A 15,377-nucleotide genomic window follows, 5' to 3' on the forward strand; every position below is an offset into this window, starting at 1 on the left:
TGGGCGGCCGATTGGCCGCCCGAGTTCTCACCACGTTCTTATGAATCGCTTCAGTTGCGGTCGATGTCGACGATCTCGCCGCGCCAGTTGATCTCGACGCGAAGATCGTCGCCGCGCCTGTCGGCGCCGTCGATCACCCAGACATTGCCGCTCCAGCGCGCCTGGTCGATATCGGCGACGCCGTTACGTCGCGCGATCCTGATCGCCTCGCGCTGCGAGATCGTGTCGTAACGGGCGCCATCATAGCCGCCTCGGTCATAGCCTCGGCGGTAATCGTCCGGCTTGTAGGTGCCGCCCCGATAAGGCGCGTTGTCGTTGCTGGTCGGCCCGCGCTCATATTTCGGGATGCTGTTTTCCGGCCGCAGGTCGACGCCTTGCGCGACTGCCGCGACCGACGACAGCGCCAGCGCGCCAGCCACCAGTCCAATCTTCAGAGGTTTCATCCTCATCCTCCAGGGTTGATGATGTGTCCTGAGGATTCAACCGCTTGGAAGGACTGACGTTCCAAAGTCTTTCATGACTATTCTGCGGCAAAAAAATAATTCGCCCAATGATCTAGCTGTGGCCGCCGATGACCGGCAGGATCTCGCCGGTGATGTAGCTGGAGCACTGTGGCGAGGCGAGGAAGACATAGGCCGGCGCGATTTCCTCCGGCTGGGCAGGGCGCTTCATCGGCACTTGCGAACCGAATTCCGCCACGGCTTCGGCCGGCCGGTCCGATGGGTTGAGCGGCGTCCAGACCGGGCCGGGCGCGACGGCGTTGACCCTGATCCCGCGCGGGAGCAGATGCGCCGCGAGCGAGCGGGTAAAGGCGTGGATGCCGCCCTTGGTCGTGGCGTAGTCGATCAGCTCCTTGCTGCCTTCGAGCCCGACGACCGAGCCGGTGTTGACGATCGCGCAGCCCTTGCCGAGATGCGGCAGTACCGCCTGGGTCAGATGGAAATAGCCGTGCAGATTGGTGCGGATCGTCGTGTCGAAATGCTCCTCGCTGAGATCCTCGAAACGCGGGGCGTGCACCTGGAAAGCGGCATTGTTGACGAGGATGTCGAGCCCGCCGAGCGCCTGCACCGTCTTTGCCACGGCATTGCGGCAGAAGCCTGAATCGCGGATATCCCCAGAAATGGCGATGCCCTTGCGGCCTTCCTTCTCGATCGCCGCCAGCGTCTCGCGAGCATCGACATCCTCGCCGAGATGCAGGATCGCGACATCGGCGCCCTCGCGCGCGAACAGCACGGCGACGGCCCGACCGATGCCGGAATCGCCACCGCTGATCAGCGCGACCTTGCCTTCGAGCTTGGCCGAGCCCTTGTAGTAGGGCGCGTCATACATCGGCGCCGGATCGAGCGCCGCCTCCGAGCCGGGTTTCGCCTGATGCTGGCGCTTGAACGGCGGAACGGGATAGAGGCGCGCCCCGGCCTGAACCGCGCCATCCTTCTTCTTCAGCGGTCGGGCATCGGCGCGGGCGATGTCCTTCTGGATACGCCGCTGTTGTTTCGCTGCGGCCTTCACCGATTTCGGCAGCTTGTCGTCCTTCCGCTTCGCGGCACTCTTGGCCATTACTCGCCTCCTCGCGCGCTTCCTCCGTTCTTTCGGCAACGTGCCGTTCCGGCCGTGGTTCCGCGGCTGACCGGATCGCGCCCTTGCGATCTGGCGATTTCTCGGCAAGCTCAACCGGAACGGGAATCCCGTAGCGGGGAGGATGCATGGCGCTCGATGCGGATGTGGTCGTCGTCGGCGCAGGCCTTGCCGGCCTCGTCGCCGCCGCCGAGCTGGCCGATGCCGGCCGCAAGGTCATCATCGTCGAGCAGGAGCCGCGGGCCTCGCTGGGCGGTCAGGCGCACTGGTCCTTCGGCGGACTCTTCCTGATCGATTCGCCCGAGCAGCGCCGCCTGCGGATCAGGGATTCGCTCGCTCTCGCCCGGCAGGACTGGTTCGGCTCGGCCGGTTTCGATCGGCAGGAGGACCACTGGCCCAAGGCATGGGCTGAAGGCTATCTCGATTTCGCCGCTGGCGAGAAACGCAGCTGGCTGCACCAGCAGGGTATGCGCTGGTTCCCGGTGGTCGGCTGGGCCGAGCGCGGCGGTTATCTCGCCACCGGCCACGGCAATTCCGTGCCGCGCTTCCATGTCACCTGGGGCACGGGGCCCGGCGTGCTCGAGCCCTTCCTGCGCCGCGTCGCGGAGGCTGAGAAGAAGGGGCTGGTCGAGCTGCGGTTCCGCCATCGCGTCACCGGGCTGACGCGGAGCGGCGGCGTCGTCGACGGAGTCGAAGGCGAGGTACTGGAGGAGAGTGCGGTCGGGCGCGGTCAGGCGAGTTCGCGCAGCGTGACCGGCAGCTTCGGGCTCAAGGCTCAAGGCGTGATCGTCGCCTCCGGCGGAATTGGCGGTAATCACGAGCTCGTCCGTCGCAACTGGCCGCAGCGCCTTGGCGAGCCGCCGAAGCACATGCTGTCGGGCGTGCCGGCCCATGTCGACGGGGCCATGCTCAGCGTCGCCGAAGCTGCCGGCGGCCGGCTGATCAATGGCGACCGGATGTGGCACTATGTCGAGGGCATCGCCAACTGGGCGCCGATCTGGCCGGCCCATGCGATCCGCATCCTGCCCGGCCCATCCTCGCTCTGGTTCGATGCGCGCGGCAACCGCTTGCCGGTGCCGCTCTTTCCCGGTTTCGACACGCTCGGCACGCTGGAGCACCTGCGCAAGACCGGCTTCGACCATTCCTGGTTCGTCACCAGCCGCAGCATCGTCGCCAAGGAGTTCGCGCTCTCCGGTTCCGAGCAAAACCCGGACCTCACCGGCAAGAGCTGGCGCCAGGTGATCCAGCGCGCCCGGGCTGGCATGCCGGCGCCGGTCCAGGCTTTCCTCGACAAGGGCGGGGACTTCATCGTCGAGACCGACTTCTCGCGCCTGGTCGCCCGGATGAACGAACTCGGCGGCTCCGGGCTGATCGACGAGGCGTATTTGCGGGCGCAGATCGAGGCACGCGACCGCGATGCCGACAACCCCTATGGCAAGGACCTGCAGGTCACCGCGCTACGCGGCGCCCGGGCCTATCTCGGCGACCGGCTGATCCGTACGGCAAAACCGCACCGCATCCTCGACCCGGCCCATGGCCCGCTGATCGCGGTTCGCCTCAACATTCTCACGCGAAAGTCTCTGGGCGGGCTGATGACCGATCTCTCGGCGCGCGTCCTGGGCGCAGAGGGTGAGCCGGTTCCCGGTCTCTACGCGGTCGGCGAGGCCGCCGGCTTCGGCGGCGGCGGCCTGCACGGCTATCGCGCGCTGGAGGGAACCTTCCTCGGCGGCTGCCTGCTTTCCGGGCGTGTGGCGGGGAGGGCGGTGGCCAGGACAGTGGGGTGATTCCTGCTATTTCTAGTAGTGGGCGAGAGCCCAACTGCTATTGGTGAACATGATCACACTCCCCATCATCACGGATGAGCAGGCTTTCGCGAATTGGCGCGCGAAGCCGGAAAATTGGCAAGTTCCTGTCAAGGACATTGCCCGATCAGAGAATGTCTCGGCGAACATCCTTGCGCCCTATCGGACTGGGACGAATCTCGTTGTCGACCTGAACGGCAGCTTGGTACTGAAGCTCTTTCCACCTCTTTATAGGAGCCAGTTCGTTTCCGAGCGTGCGACCCTTCGCGTGCTGGATGGGAAGCTTTCGGTTCCCACTCCTCGGATTGTGGCGGAAGGAGCGCGCGGCGGCTGGTCTTACCTCATCATCACCCGCTTGCATGGCATTCTAGGATCGGAGGCTTGGCCAACTCTGGCTGAATCTCAAAAAGAGCGGGTGCTCAGACAGATCGGTCGAACAATAGCGGATGTGCAGTCGGTGGCGCCCGGTGAACTCGCGACGATCGAGCCCACCTGGCCGAGTTTCATCGCCGGACAGGTTGCCGGCTGTATCGAGCGGCATCGTCGACAAGGCCTCGCTTCAGGTCTCCTATCCGATCTCGAAGAGCTTCTCCATGACGTGCCAGCAACTGTGCCGCTTGACGCGCCGCCCGTAATCCTGACTGGCGAGTGGATACCGGAGAACTTCCTTCTCACCGAAGAGCTGGGGCAGTGGCGTCTCGCGGCTCTGATCGACTTCGGCGATGTGATGACCGGCTGGCGCGAATACGATCTCCTCGGGCCGAGTGCCTTCATGTGCGCGGGTCTGCCCGGTCGCGTCTGTTGTCTCCTAGAAGGGTATGGTCTGGAGCCAAGAATGTTGGGCTCCGAAATGAGGCGACGGCTGCTGACGCTCATGGTTTTGCACCGTGCCAGCGATTTACGGCATGTCTACATTGAGGGCTGGGAAACTCGGATCAGAAAACTGGTCGATCTTGAGACCATCATTTGGCCTGTGTTGGCCCATTCGTGAAGGCCTGAAACAATATGCCACCCCAAGAGGCACTGGCGCCGGCCTTGGTCGGGGATCGATTGTCGCGCCAGCCGCGCGCCCCTTTCGCAAATGCCTGCAAAAGCCTAAACAGCTTCGCCGTCTTGCGGCCTCAACCTCGCCGCGACGGCACTGCCAGATGCGCGCACCGCGCCAACAAGAGCAACAGGACTAACGCCCATGTCTCTCGTCGACTCCGTCCGCCGGACGATCGTGCCGATCCACAAGGAAGGCTATGTCTTCATCGCCATCGGCGTGGTGGCGACGCTGGTGCTCGGCCAGCTCTGGGGGCCTTTCGGCTGGATCGGCACGCTGATCACGCTGTGGATCTGCTATTTCTTCCGCGACCCTGTCCGAATCGTGCCGCAGCGCGAGGGGCTGGTGATTTCGCCGGCCGACGGCCGCATCAGCCAGATCGCCACCGCCGTGCCGCCGCCGGAACTCGAGCTGCCGGCCGAGCCGATGACCCGCATCTCGGTGTTCATGAACGTCTTCGACTGCCATGTGAACCGCAGCCCGGTCGCCGGCCGCCTCACCAAGATGGCCTATACGCCCGGCCTCTTCCTCAATGCCGAGCTCGACAAGGCGAGCGAGGACAATGAGCGCAATGCGCTGGCGATCGAGACGCCGGCCGGCACCATCGCCGTCGTCCAGATCGCCGGCCTGATTGCCCGCCGCATCGTGCCCTTCGTCAAGGAGGGCGATCCGCTTGGCCAGGGCGAGCGCTTCGGGCTGATCCGCTTCGGCTCGCGCGTCGACGTCTACCTGCCGCAGGGCGTGACTCCACTGGTCGGCGAAGGCCAGACGGCGATCGCCGGCGAGACCGTGCTGGCGGATTTTTCCGGCAACGATACGGCCCGGGTGTTCCGGGGGATTTGAGACAAGGCCGTCATTCTCGGGCAGAGCGAAGCGCAGACCTGAGAATCTCGTAACAAGAGGGTAGCCGCCCACTGGTTCTGAGATGCTCGGGTCAAGCCCGAGCATGACGCTATGCGCTTCGCCCCACGCCTAGCCTCCCATCATAAAACCGCGTATTCGGGCTGATATGAGCGACCTCTTTCCGCCTTTCGAGCCCGAGCGCGTCGAGACCAAGCGCGCGCGCTTCAAGCCGATCCCGTTCCGGCTGATCGCGCCGAACGTCATCACGCTGCTGGCGCTCTGCCTCGGCCTGACCGCGATGCGCCTCGTCGTCGAGGGTAAGCTCGAGACCGCGACGATCTGCATCCTGATCGCCGCGGCGCTCGACGGCGTCGACGGCCGCCTTGCGCGCCTGCTCAAGGGCACCTCGCGCTTCGGTGCCGAGCTCGATTCGCTCTCGGATTTCGTCAATTTCGGCGTCGCCACCGGCTATGTGCTCTGGGTCTTCGTCCTGCACGACCTGAAGTCGTTCGGCTGGATCATCGTGCTGACGTTGGCCTGCGCCATGGCGCTCAGGCTCGCGCGCTTCAACGTGATGATCGACGATCCCAACCGGCCGGAATGGCAGAAGAACTTCTTCGTCGGCATGCCGGCTCCGGCCGGCGCGATCACCGCGATGCTGCCGCTGTATCTCCAGTTTATCGGTGTGCCAGTGCAGGACTATGGCGCGCCGTTCGTCGGCCTCTACATCCTGTTCATCGCCTTCCTGACGATCTCGCGCATCCCTTGCTACGCCGGCAAGACGCTCGGCACCCGCATTCCGCGCGACCAGGTTCTGCCGATCTTCGTCGCCGTCGTCGTCGTCGCCGGCCTGCTCTTCGCCTATCCGTTCGAGATGCTGGCGCTGGTCGTCGCCGCCTATCTCGCACTGATCCCGGTCAGCGTCGCGCGCTACCGCAAGCTCGAGCGCGACCATGCCGCAGGTCAGGGTCGGCCGGAGGGAGCAGCAGGCGAGGCGGTGGTCGCTGCTGCGGAGACGAAAGTCGACGAGTAGATTGCCCGTGCTCTGGCGACGGCACGCGCAAGGGCCGTCATGCCCTGCCGAGCTGTTTGACCAGTGCAGGCCACAGGCTCCAGATTTCGTTCGTCTGTTCGACAGCCGTCTGGACCAGGACGAGCTTGGACGTGGGATCGACGCAGATGCGATGCCCGTAGTCGCCGAACAGGGCGAACTGACGAGCGCCCCAGGGCAGCAGCCACATCAGATACCCATAACCGAACGTCGGATCGGCTTTGGCCGGCGCGAGATAGGAGTCTGAAGGCCGCACCGTCGTTGCGTCCATCATCCACTGCGCCGGGATGATCTGTTTCCCGTTCCAGGCGCCATCATGGGCAAGCAGGCGTCCCAGCCGCGCATAGTCGCGCAGGACGGCGTTGAAGAACCCGTGTGCGACCTCGAAGCCCTGTGCGTCGACCAACCAGCAGGAATCGGCCTCGGCGCCGATCGGTTTCCAGATCTTTTCCTGCAGATAGGAAGACAGGGTCTGGCCGGTTGCCTGACGAAGCACCAGACCGAGCACGTCCGCTTCGATGCTGGCATAGAAAAATCGTGATCCTGCCGGGGCGACACGGTGGTTGAACTGCCTGATGCCGCCGATCGTTCCCTTTGCCTGGCTGGCATAGCTCGGTACGTACCCGCCCATGAGGTCGAGCCAGAGCCGGTCGAGATCACGCTCGTTATCGGCCTGTTCTCCGAATTCCACGCCGGAGGACATGTGCAACAGATCGCGGATTGGCGTCTTGCCGTATTCGCTTCCGGCAAGGGCGGGAACATAGGTCTCCACGGTATCGTCGACTGCTCGGATGGCGCCTTCGGACTGCGCAATCCCGATCAGCAGCGCGACAAGCGACTTCGCCATCGATTGCGAGGCTAGCCGATCATGGTCGGTGCGGGCGTATTGATAGTGCTCGAACAGGATCTCGTCGTCTTTGGCGACGAGAAGCCCGGTGACGGGGTTGCCGCTCACGTAGTCGTTCAGCGACAGGTGCTTGCCCATGTATGTGTATCGGACGCTTGCTGACGCGCGTTTGAAGTTCCACGGCGTTGCGGGGCGTTCGATCCAGCGGGTCGGGTAGAGCTGGTCGAAACGGCTGAATGTTCCGACGCGATATCTCGGCTCATAGGGAGCACGGTGCGCCGGAAAACCCTCTTCAATGCCATAGCGGCCTGCGTCAGGCCCGGTTGCGGAAAACACCGGGCCCTCCATCGCGATTGTCTGCGCCCAGGTGAGGTTTGGCGTCGCGGCGGCGGCAAGCCCGGCGAGCACCTTGCGGCGCGAGAACAATCTTGCTTGCGTGTGCGTCATGGCCAAGCGGCGCTGCCGATCTCGCGGACCTCAGGACCGGATCGCATCACCGAATTGCGGCGAATATCCCGGTTGAGCCTAAGTGTTCGCCGCGAACTCGGCAAGGCGGCAGAGTGACATGCTGATTTCGCATGGGCCAATATCTGACGCTTCTACGAGGAGGAGTCTGTCGTCGTCGCCCTGCGGGCATGCGCGCGCCGGAGGGCTTTTGTTGGCCGAGGCTGGCGCCGGGAGCCAGGCAAACAGTCAGCCGCGACGACGGCTTAATCGGCTGGCATTGGCGCGGGTGCGCCGCGAGAACGGCTCCAGCGTGCTGTGGACCGCCTTGGCCGTCGCTTCGCCAAGCCCGTTCGGGGTCAGCGGGTTGAGCGCCATGCTCCACCAGAACAGCGCCGCGGCGTGACCAATGGCGAAGCTGCTCTCCGCCATCGCGGCGGCCTTTTCGACCACGGCCTTGCTCGCCTCGCGCTGGCCCCTGGCGTCGCCGAGCGCGCCCTTGGCCAGGATCGGGAGGCGCATCGCGATGGTGAGCCCGGCGTCGACCTGCATCGCGACCATCTCGGCGAGAACGCTTTGTGCGTCCGCAGCCAATGCGACAGTCGAAGCCGATCCAGTCCGTGACGCCATGGCGAAAGCTCTCCGTTGACGAGAAAAGGGGCCGCACGGGCCGAGCCTCGCGGGCGCCGCCACACCCGCTTGCCGAATGTGGCAAGCTGAACAGTTTAGCACAATCCAAAGCCGCGCATGTCGGTGTTCGAAGTTGTGTACAGTGCACAGGGGATGCAAGGCGTCTCGCGCGTTCGCTTGGGCTGGCACCGCTCGCGAAAGAGGTTCCCACAGCAGCAGAACATGCTCTAAAGCCTTGCACGACATTCGCCCGGGACGCGCAGCGAGCCGACAGCCTTGAATCTCTTCAGCTCCCAGAAGCCGCCGGGCTGGCGGCCCAAGCTGGTCCTGGCCTCGGCCTCGCCGCGCCGCCTCGCCTTGCTAGAGCAGGCCGGCCTCAAGCCCGACGCGCTGCTGCCCTCCGATCTCGACGAGAGTCCGCTCAAGGGCGAGCGCCCGCGCGATCTCGCCCGCCGTCTCGCCCGCGCCAAGGCCGAAGCCGGGCTCGCCGGGCTGAGAGGGCGTCCCGATCTCGACGGCGCCTATATCCTCGCCGCCGACACCGTGGTCGCGGTCGGCCGGCGCATCCTGCCCAAGGCCGAGATCGTCGACGAGGCCGCCGCCTGCCTGCGCCTGCTCTCCGGCCGGGCGCACCGGGTCTATACCGGCGTCGCGCTGGCGACGCCCTCGGGCGGCATTCGCGAGCGCATCGTCGAGACGCGCCTGCGCTTCAAGCGGCTCTCCGGCGAGGACCTGGAAAACTATCTCGCCTCGGGCGAATGGCGCGGCAAGGCCGGCGCCTACGCCATCCAGGGCATTGCCGGCTCCTTCGTCGTCAAGCTCGTCGGCTCCTATACCGGCGTGGTCGGCCTGCCGCTCTACGAGACGGTCAACCTGCTCGGCGGCGAGGGCTACCCGGTCCGCCTGGGCTGGCTGAACGTCGGCTGAGGCAGGCGGCGCCTGATAGCCATGATCCTGATCTGGCTCTCGCCGCTGATCCTCTTCCTCGGACTGATCCTCTCGGGGCGCTCCGCGCTGACCGCCGGGCTGGTCGGCACCATCTGTGCCGCACTCGTCGCCTATGTCGCTGGGCCCAACCAACCGGACGCCGCTGCGATCGCCAGGCATTTCGCCGCCGGCGCCTGGATCGGCCTGCCCGCGACGCTGGTCATCGTTGCCGGGCTCGCCTTCTCGCTCAGTCTGGAACGGGCAAAGGACGAGGATGGCTCGGCTAATTCCGGACATGGCGCGCTCGCCGAGGCCTGCCTGCTGCGCGGCCCGTTCCTGGAAACCTCGACCGGCTTCGGCGTCGGCTATGTCGTCGCGGTCTCGGGTGCCCGCAGCCTCGGCGTCGAGAAGGCGCCAGCATTGGCGCTCGCGACCTTCAGCCAGATCCTGGTGCCCTGGGGGGCGCTCGGCATCGGAACCAGGATCAGCGCCGACATCGCCGGCGTCTCGCTCTCGGAGCTGATCTGGCGGATCGCGATCGTGACGGCGCTGCTCTGCGCTGCGCTGCTTCCCCTGTTCTGGCGGCTGTCGCGGCAGGCCGGCCTGCCGCCGGCGCTCGCCGACCGCCTCGAATGGGCCGGCCTCATCGCCTTGCTGATGGCCCTGCTGGTCGCAGCCAATCTCACTTTGCCGCTGGAACTCTCAGCGATCGCGGCGCTGGCGCCGGTGATGCTGCTGCGCTTCCTGCGGGTGAAGGGCTGGGCCGGGCTCGACCGGGCACTGCTGGCGCGCCTTGCGCCCTATATCGCGCTCGTCGTCGCGCTGGCGCTGATGCGGCTGGTGCCGGCGATCCATGACCGGCTGGAGCACCCCTCCTTCAAGCCCTTCGCCGACGCTTCGGCCTTCGCGCCGCTGCTCTCACCGGCCATCCCTCTGATCGTCATCGCGCTCGTGGTCGCAATCCGCCGCGGCGGGGCAAGGCAGGCGACGGTGCTGATGAAGCTGACGCTGCAGCGCGCCGGCCGCGCGGCGCTGCTGACCTTCCTGCTCGTCGGCATGGCCTGGATCATGGTCGGCTCCGGCCTTGCCGGCGGCATCGGCCTTGCCGTCAGCGGCGTGCTCGGCTCCTGGTCGGCCGGCATTGTTCCGGTCGCGGGCGCGCTCGGCGGCTATCTCACCGGTTCGAACACCGGCGCCGGCGCCGTCTCGATGCCGCTCGCGACCGCGCTCGTCCCGGCGGGCGAGGCGCGGCTTCTGGTGATCGCCGCCGCGGTCGTCGCCGGCAGCCTGCTCACGGCCGTCAGCCCGGTCCGCGTCACCATGGGCCAGGTCCTGATCAAGGCGACGACGGCCGAGACCGGGCAGGCGCTGCGTTCGCTCTGGCCATGGTTCGCGCTGGTCGTCGGCCTCACCACCGCGATCGCGCTCGCGGCCGCACAACTCGCCTGAGGACGCGCCAGAGCGCATGCCGGCTTGCGTGCCGTGCGCTTGCCCAGGCCGCTGCGAGTGCCGATGGTGGCGCCGACAACTTGTAAGCACGCAGGGCAGGGAACACCGCTATGACTGGACGTCTCGAAGGCAAGGTCGCGATCGTCGCGGGCGCGGGCTCGATCGGCCCGGGCTGGGGCAATGGCAAGGCGACCGCGACCGTGTTCGCCCGCGAAGGCGCCAGGGTCGTCTGCGCCGACCGCAATCTCGAGGCGGCGCAGGAGACCGCCAGCATCATCGCTGGCGAGGGCGGCGAGGCCTTCGCCATCCGCACCGACGTCACCAGCGAGGATGATCTCAGCGCGTTGGTCGAGGCGACGCTCAAGGCCTATGGCCGTATCGACGTGCTCGACAACAATGTCGGCATCGCCGAGGTCGGCAGCGTCGTCGACCTGCCGCTCGAGACCTGGGAGCGCGTCTTCAAGGTCAACCTGACCGGCTGCTTCCTGGCGATGAAGCACGTCATCCCGGTGATGCAGCGCCAGTTTGCGCAGAGCGGGCAGGGCGGTTCGATCATCAACATCTCCTCGATCGCCTCGATCCGCCACACCGGCGTGCCCTATGCCAGCTATGGCGCCAGCAAGGCGGCGATGAACCAGCTCACCCGCACCACCGCGGCGCAATACGCTCCCGAGAAGATCCGCGTGAATGCCGTGCTGCCCGGGCTGATGAAGACGCCGATGGTCGAGCATTCGGCTGGGCTCGCCCAGACCTATGGCAAGGGCGATGTCGCGGCGATGTGGGCCAAGCGGGACTCGCAGGTGCCGATGGGCCATATGGGCGAGGCTTGGGACGTCGCCTGGGCGGCGCTCTTCCTCGCCAGCGACGAAGCGCGCTATGTCACCGGCATCGAGCTTCCAGTCGATGGTGGAGTGACCTTGCAATATGGCGCCTGAGCAACCCGAGAATCCTGCCTCGCCTGCGCGGCCCTGTCCGATCTGCGGCAAGCCTTCCGTGCAGCGCTTCAAGCCGTTCTGCTCGTCGCGCTGCGCCGATATCGACCTCGGCCGCTGGCTCAAGGGCAGTTACGTGATTCCGGGCGAGCCGCTGGAGGAGACCGAGGAAGCGCCGATGCGGCGCGACGAGGACGTCTGACATGGAAAGGCCCGGCGCATCCCTTTCGGGAGGACGCCGGGCCGTTCGCTGACGCGTCGCATGCGACGGGTCAGGACTATCCGGAGGGCGATATCGCCCGAATTCCGCCTCCCGCGCGATCGAACTGCCGGTACATCCGCGGCTTGCTCGAGATCGGCGGTAGGCACGGCGCCATCGCTGGCGCCGCCGCATCAACCCGGTTACCGCGCTTTGGTTCCAGGACTTGTCAGCATCTGTGCCGCGATCCGTGCCCGGGATGTGCCGGGCCGGCGCCGCAGTCGCGTCCGGCGCGGCAAAAAGGCTGTGCCGGCCGTGGTTTTCGCACCTTTGCAGGCCCGGATGAAATTTTCCCACCGGCAGGATCGTTTGTCGGCTGGACAGCCCGCGCCCATGCCTCTATATCGCCTCGCACCAACCGAAGCGCAGCGCGCTTCGCGGGAATGCCCAGGTAGCTCAGTTGGTAGAGCATGCGACTGAAAATCGCAGTGTCGGTGGTTCGATTCCGCCCCTGGGCACCATTTTTCTTGAGCCTTGTTTCGCTTCAAGAAGTTAGGCCTTCCCAGAGCCTTGTGCCGATGAGACCGTAACAACGGCGTGCATCAATGCTCTACAGGCTGGTCCGCTCAGTGACCCCTGTGGACAGCCCGCATGTAAAGCGCGTCAGTCAATCTCTGTCTTGATCGGCAGGCCGCGACGACGAGCCTCCTTGAGATAGTTGATAACATTCTCCGGCAGTTGCCTCTTCTGTCGTGCGCCGCGGTTGCGCATTTCCTCAACCTCACATCGTCTGATCTCAGCGGCTTGCAGGCTCAGCCCAAACCGCAAAGCAATCTCGTGAGCATTGTCATGAGGGCCGATCAAGTCAGCTGGCGCCAAAAAGGCCGCGGCAAATCGCATTGCTTCGCGCTCGGCGCTCCGGACGCTCGCCAGATACTTCTCTGCCGCGCCCGGCTGCATCGCTCGGTTACGAACGCCAGCGTGCTTCAAAGCAAAATGCCCCATTTCGTGGGCAACGGTCATGCGAGCTCGCTCATTGCCATTTTGCATGCCCTGAAAGACCGACTCTCGCATGCTGATGACGCCCGTCTCGCTATCAAACTGAGCCTCGGCATCGGGCATACCGCGGTCAGGGACCCGGAGGTAATCGAACCTCTTGAATTTCCCCTTGGCCTTATGAATCACCGTCATAAGGTCAAGCCGCAACTGCTTGTCGAGGCCCAGCTCCTTGCGAAGTGCAGTGGCTCTGCGCTCGATCTCGTCGTCAGTCAACATTTTGATGCCTCACATCCGGTGCGCTACATCATCTAGTAAAAATCTATCGGATTTACGGCAGAATGTCGATAGGAGCGGCTAGGGCGGTCATGAGTGCCGCTCACGAGTAACAGCATGTGTCGCCAATCCCGTGCGGTGGGTGATAGACCGGAGCTCGGGAGGCCCGGAGCTTGAATCCGCACCATACAGCTGCGGCTTGTTATTCTTTGGCAGCCTGCATAAGCCCAAGTTGCCGAAGCAATGGGCGTCAATTCAACCTACGTCGATCACGACAGCCGCCGGTCCTTAATGTCGAAGATCTGTTCAATCAGATTTTGATGCTCCGCCAGCAATTCCTGCAGCGGCCCCATGGCTCGGAACGCCCGCTGGTCCTGTTCTTCCTCGCCTTGCTCTTCCCAGTTGGCGATCGCCGCGTCGGCGGCGGCGAGGTGATTGGCTGACAGAGCGGGCGGCGGCGGGGCGCCGGCTTCCTCGACGAGACGCCTGGCGATCTGATGGCGCAGCTCTTCCTCGCGTTGGAGCAGCGGCTCGAGCGGGTCGGTATAGGGCATCTGTCGAACCTTGCTTTGAACCGGCGATCTCAGTCGCCGGCATCACGCACGGCAACACCTCGCTTCCTCGCGCGTTCAAGCCCCGCGGGCAATCGCTGCGGGGAGGGCGGGATGAGCGTCACTGGCATGAGCTTCGATGTTTGGGGAGAGATCGATCTGCTGCTGCGCCTGCTGGCGGGGATGGCGGCCGGGATCGTCGTCGGCTGGGAACGCACCGGCAAGCAGCGCGCCGCCGGCATCCGCACCTTCGGTCTCGTCGGCCTCGGCACCGCCGCCGCCGCAACCATCTTCAGCGAGCCGGATCAGATCGACGCCGCCAGCCGTGTCGTCCAGGGGCTGGTCACCGGCATCGGCTTCCTGGGCGCCGGCGTCATCGTGCTGCGCAAGGGGCATGCGACGCCGCAAGGCCTGACCACGGCGGCGGCGATCTGGGTCACCGCGGCGCTCGGCTGCGCCGCCGGGCTCGGCGACCATGCGATCGTGCTCTCGGCGACCGTGCTCGCCATGGCGCTGCTCGCCGTCGATCACTCGATCGAGCGCTGGGCCGGCAGGCCGGAGCGACCGCGGGACGGCGGCGACGGCGCCGCCTGACCGTTGGAAATCGCCGTGCCACCAGTTGAATCTCGGTCTGAAGACCGGTCGCTTTCCCAGTTGAAATCAGCGTATTGAGACAAAACCCTCACCTGGCGCGCGGTGGCGCGCCTTGCGGATCCTGTTGACGGGGCGCCTTCAGCCTTGCTGCGGCCGCCCGAATCTCCCGTCATGTTTAATCACAGAATTGCCGTCTTTCTTAAGCAAAGGCGCCCATCCTTCCGACTGCCGATCCCGCGATCTCCCCCTGCAAGGCGGACCATGACGATGTGGTTTCGACCATGACGACGCCTGTCTCGTTCGCCTCATGGGCTCTCGGCATCGTGCTGCTGGCGGGGTCTCTGCCGGGGCCCGCCCAGGCCGAGCAACTCGCCGCCAGGACCCGCGGATCGGCCTCGCCGCCGCCGGCCTTCGTCAATTTCTGCGCCAGGAACCCGGCGGAATGCCGCCGCGCCGGCGCCCTGACGCGGCAGGTCGTCCTGACCCCGGAGCGCCAGCGCGACCTGCAGGAGGTCAATGCGCGGGTGAACTCCGCCATCTCGGAGATTTCCGACCAGGCGCATCATGGCCGCGAGGATGTCTGGAGTATCCCGACCGATGGCCAGGGCGATTGCGAGGATTTCGCGCTTTTGAAACGCAAGCAATTGATCGAGCGCGGCTGGCCGTCCTCGGCCCTGCTGATCGCGGTCGTCGCCACGCCAGCCGGCGAGGGCCATGCGGTGCTGATGGCCGCGACCTCCGAGGGCGATCTCGTCCTCGACAACAAGACCTCGCGTCTGCTGCCCTGGACGCAGACCGGATATCTGTTCTTCACCCGCATGTCGCAGGCCAATCCGCGTGCCTGGGAAGCGATCGATGGCGGCACCGTCGTGGTGACCGCGGCGACCAGGCGCCCATACCGGCCCTGAGCGGACCGGTCCTCGCAGATGTCTTGTCTGCAAAGCCGGGACATGTGCAGCGTGCTCGCTCCGGTCTCTGTCGATTTGCTGGCCGAGGGGGCGATCGCCGTTCGCCCGGGAATGAGCGCAATCCGGCCAGGCTGGTGCGCAGCCTGACCGGATAAGAGGGCTCGCTCAACGAACGTTGCTGCCGCCGCTGCTGCCGCCGCCACCGTGACCACCGCCTCCGCCGTGACCACCGCCTCCGCCGTGGCCGCCGCCGCCGTGGCCGCCGCCACCGCCGTGGCCGCCGCCACCGCCGTGGCCGCCGCCTACGC

16 protein-coding genes and 1 tRNA gene are annotated in these 15,377 nt (G+C 65.9%); 11 read left to right on the top strand and 6 right to left on the bottom strand.

Annotated features, from left to right (window positions below; all coding sequences use genetic code 11):
* Positions 1–50: 50 nt before the first annotated feature.
* Both ACQKLX_RS24855 and ACQKLX_RS24860 read right to left on the bottom strand, forming a co-directional pair.
* Entirely contained in the window at positions 51–443 is a 393-nt protein-coding gene (locus ACQKLX_RS24855) for a hypothetical protein (protein WP_427364233.1), read from the bottom strand.
* A 112-nt stretch (positions 444–555) separates the two neighbouring features.
* Positions 556–1,557, bottom strand: a complete 1,002-nt coding sequence (locus tag ACQKLX_RS24860) for an SDR family oxidoreductase (RefSeq protein WP_427364234.1) — start codon at positions 1,555–1,557, stop codon at positions 556–558.
* A gap of 146 nt (positions 1,558–1,703) precedes the next feature.
* Here ACQKLX_RS24860 and ACQKLX_RS24865 point away from each other — a divergent pair, with 146 nt between their 5' ends.
* From ACQKLX_RS24865 to ACQKLX_RS24880, 4 genes are all read left to right on the top strand, one after another.
* Complete coding sequence (locus tag ACQKLX_RS24865) at positions 1,704–3,359, top strand: FAD-binding dehydrogenase (RefSeq protein ID WP_427364235.1); 1,656 nt, start codon at positions 1,704–1,706, stop codon at positions 3,357–3,359.
* A 49-nt stretch (positions 3,360–3,408) separates the two neighbouring features.
* Positions 3,409–4,368 carry an aminoglycoside phosphotransferase family protein gene (locus tag ACQKLX_RS24870; protein WP_427364236.1) on the top strand — a complete coding sequence of 320 codons (960 nt, stop codon included), beginning with the start codon at positions 3,409–3,411 and terminating at the stop codon, positions 4,366–4,368.
* Between the two features lie 150 nt (positions 4,369–4,518).
* The gene (locus ACQKLX_RS24875) at positions 4,519–5,265 is read left to right on the top strand and encodes a phosphatidylserine decarboxylase (RefSeq protein WP_427364253.1); all 747 of its coding nucleotides are present in this window, start codon (positions 4,519–4,521) and stop codon (positions 5,263–5,265) included.
* A gap of 166 nt (positions 5,266–5,431) precedes the next feature.
* Positions 5,432–6,298 (top strand): CDP-alcohol phosphatidyltransferase family protein, encoded by an 867-nt coding sequence (locus ACQKLX_RS24880; RefSeq protein ID WP_427364237.1) that lies wholly within the window; start codon positions 5,432–5,434, stop codon positions 6,296–6,298.
* 37 nt (positions 6,299–6,335) lie between these two features.
* Here the strand turns inward: ACQKLX_RS24880 and ACQKLX_RS24885 are convergent, their stop codons facing one another.
* Together ACQKLX_RS24885 and ACQKLX_RS24890 are read right to left on the bottom strand one after the other, a co-directional pair.
* A complete protein-coding gene (locus tag ACQKLX_RS24885) occupies positions 6,336–7,610 on the bottom strand; it encodes a serine hydrolase domain-containing protein (protein ID WP_427364254.1) in 1,275 nt (424 codons plus the stop codon).
* A gap of 246 nt (positions 7,611–7,856) precedes the next feature.
* Positions 7,857–8,237, bottom strand: coding sequence for a hypothetical protein (locus ACQKLX_RS24890; RefSeq protein ID WP_427364238.1), 381 nt, complete (start codon positions 8,235–8,237; stop codon positions 7,857–7,859).
* Positions 8,238–8,513: 276 nt separating this feature from the next.
* On the opposite strand from ACQKLX_RS24890, the gene ACQKLX_RS24895 reads away from it, so the two are divergent.
* The 5 genes from ACQKLX_RS24895 (at position 8,514) to ACQKLX_RS24915 (ending at position 12,265) form a co-directional block, all read left to right on the top strand.
* Complete coding sequence (locus tag ACQKLX_RS24895; RefSeq protein WP_427364239.1) at positions 8,514–9,164, top strand: Maf-like protein; 651 nt, start codon at positions 8,514–8,516, stop codon at positions 9,162–9,164.
* A 21-nt stretch (positions 9,165–9,185) separates the two neighbouring features.
* Positions 9,186–10,613 carry an L-lactate permease gene (locus ACQKLX_RS24900; RefSeq protein WP_427364240.1) on the top strand — a complete coding sequence of 476 codons (1,428 nt, stop codon included), beginning with the start codon at positions 9,186–9,188 and terminating at the stop codon, positions 10,611–10,613.
* 110 nt (positions 10,614–10,723) lie between these two features.
* Positions 10,724–11,548: an SDR family NAD(P)-dependent oxidoreductase gene (locus ACQKLX_RS24905; RefSeq protein WP_427364241.1), complete on the top strand. Its 825-nt coding sequence runs from the start codon at positions 10,724–10,726 to the stop codon at positions 11,546–11,548.
* The gene (gene yacG / locus ACQKLX_RS24910; protein WP_427364242.1) at positions 11,538–11,747 is read left to right on the top strand and encodes a DNA gyrase inhibitor YacG; all 210 of its coding nucleotides are present in this window, start codon (positions 11,538–11,540) and stop codon (positions 11,745–11,747) included. The genes ACQKLX_RS24905 and yacG overlap by 11 nt, the downstream gene beginning before the upstream one ends.
* Before the next feature lie 442 nt (positions 11,748–12,189).
* A tRNA-Phe gene (locus ACQKLX_RS24915) sits at positions 12,190–12,265 on the top strand.
* Between the two features lie 142 nt (positions 12,266–12,407).
* Here ACQKLX_RS24915 and ACQKLX_RS24920 read toward each other — a convergent pair.
* The gene (locus ACQKLX_RS24920) at positions 12,408–13,019 is read right to left on the bottom strand and encodes an ImmA/IrrE family metallo-endopeptidase (protein ID WP_427364243.1); all 612 of its coding nucleotides are present in this window, start codon (positions 13,017–13,019) and stop codon (positions 12,408–12,410) included.
* A 266-nt stretch (positions 13,020–13,285) separates the two neighbouring features.
* Entirely contained in the window at positions 13,286–13,570 is a 285-nt protein-coding gene (locus tag ACQKLX_RS24925) for a hypothetical protein (protein ID WP_427364244.1), read from the bottom strand.
* Positions 13,571–13,681: 111 nt separating this feature from the next.
* Between ACQKLX_RS24925 and ACQKLX_RS24930 the strand changes: the two genes are divergently transcribed.
* Together ACQKLX_RS24930 and ACQKLX_RS24935 are read left to right on the top strand one after the other, a co-directional pair.
* Entirely contained in the window at positions 13,682–14,161 is a 480-nt protein-coding gene (locus ACQKLX_RS24930) for an MgtC/SapB family protein (RefSeq protein WP_427364245.1), read from the top strand.
* 281 nt (positions 14,162–14,442) lie between these two features.
* Entirely contained in the window at positions 14,443–15,069 is a 627-nt protein-coding gene (locus ACQKLX_RS24935) for a transglutaminase-like cysteine peptidase (RefSeq protein ID WP_427364246.1), read from the top strand.
* Positions 15,070–15,377: the final 308 nt, after the last annotated feature.

Origin of the sequence: Allobosea sp. NPDC003192 (assembly GCF_050275675.1) — a bacterium.
In the GTDB taxonomy this organism is placed as follows: Bacteria; Pseudomonadota; Alphaproteobacteria; order Rhizobiales; family Beijerinckiaceae; genus Allobosea.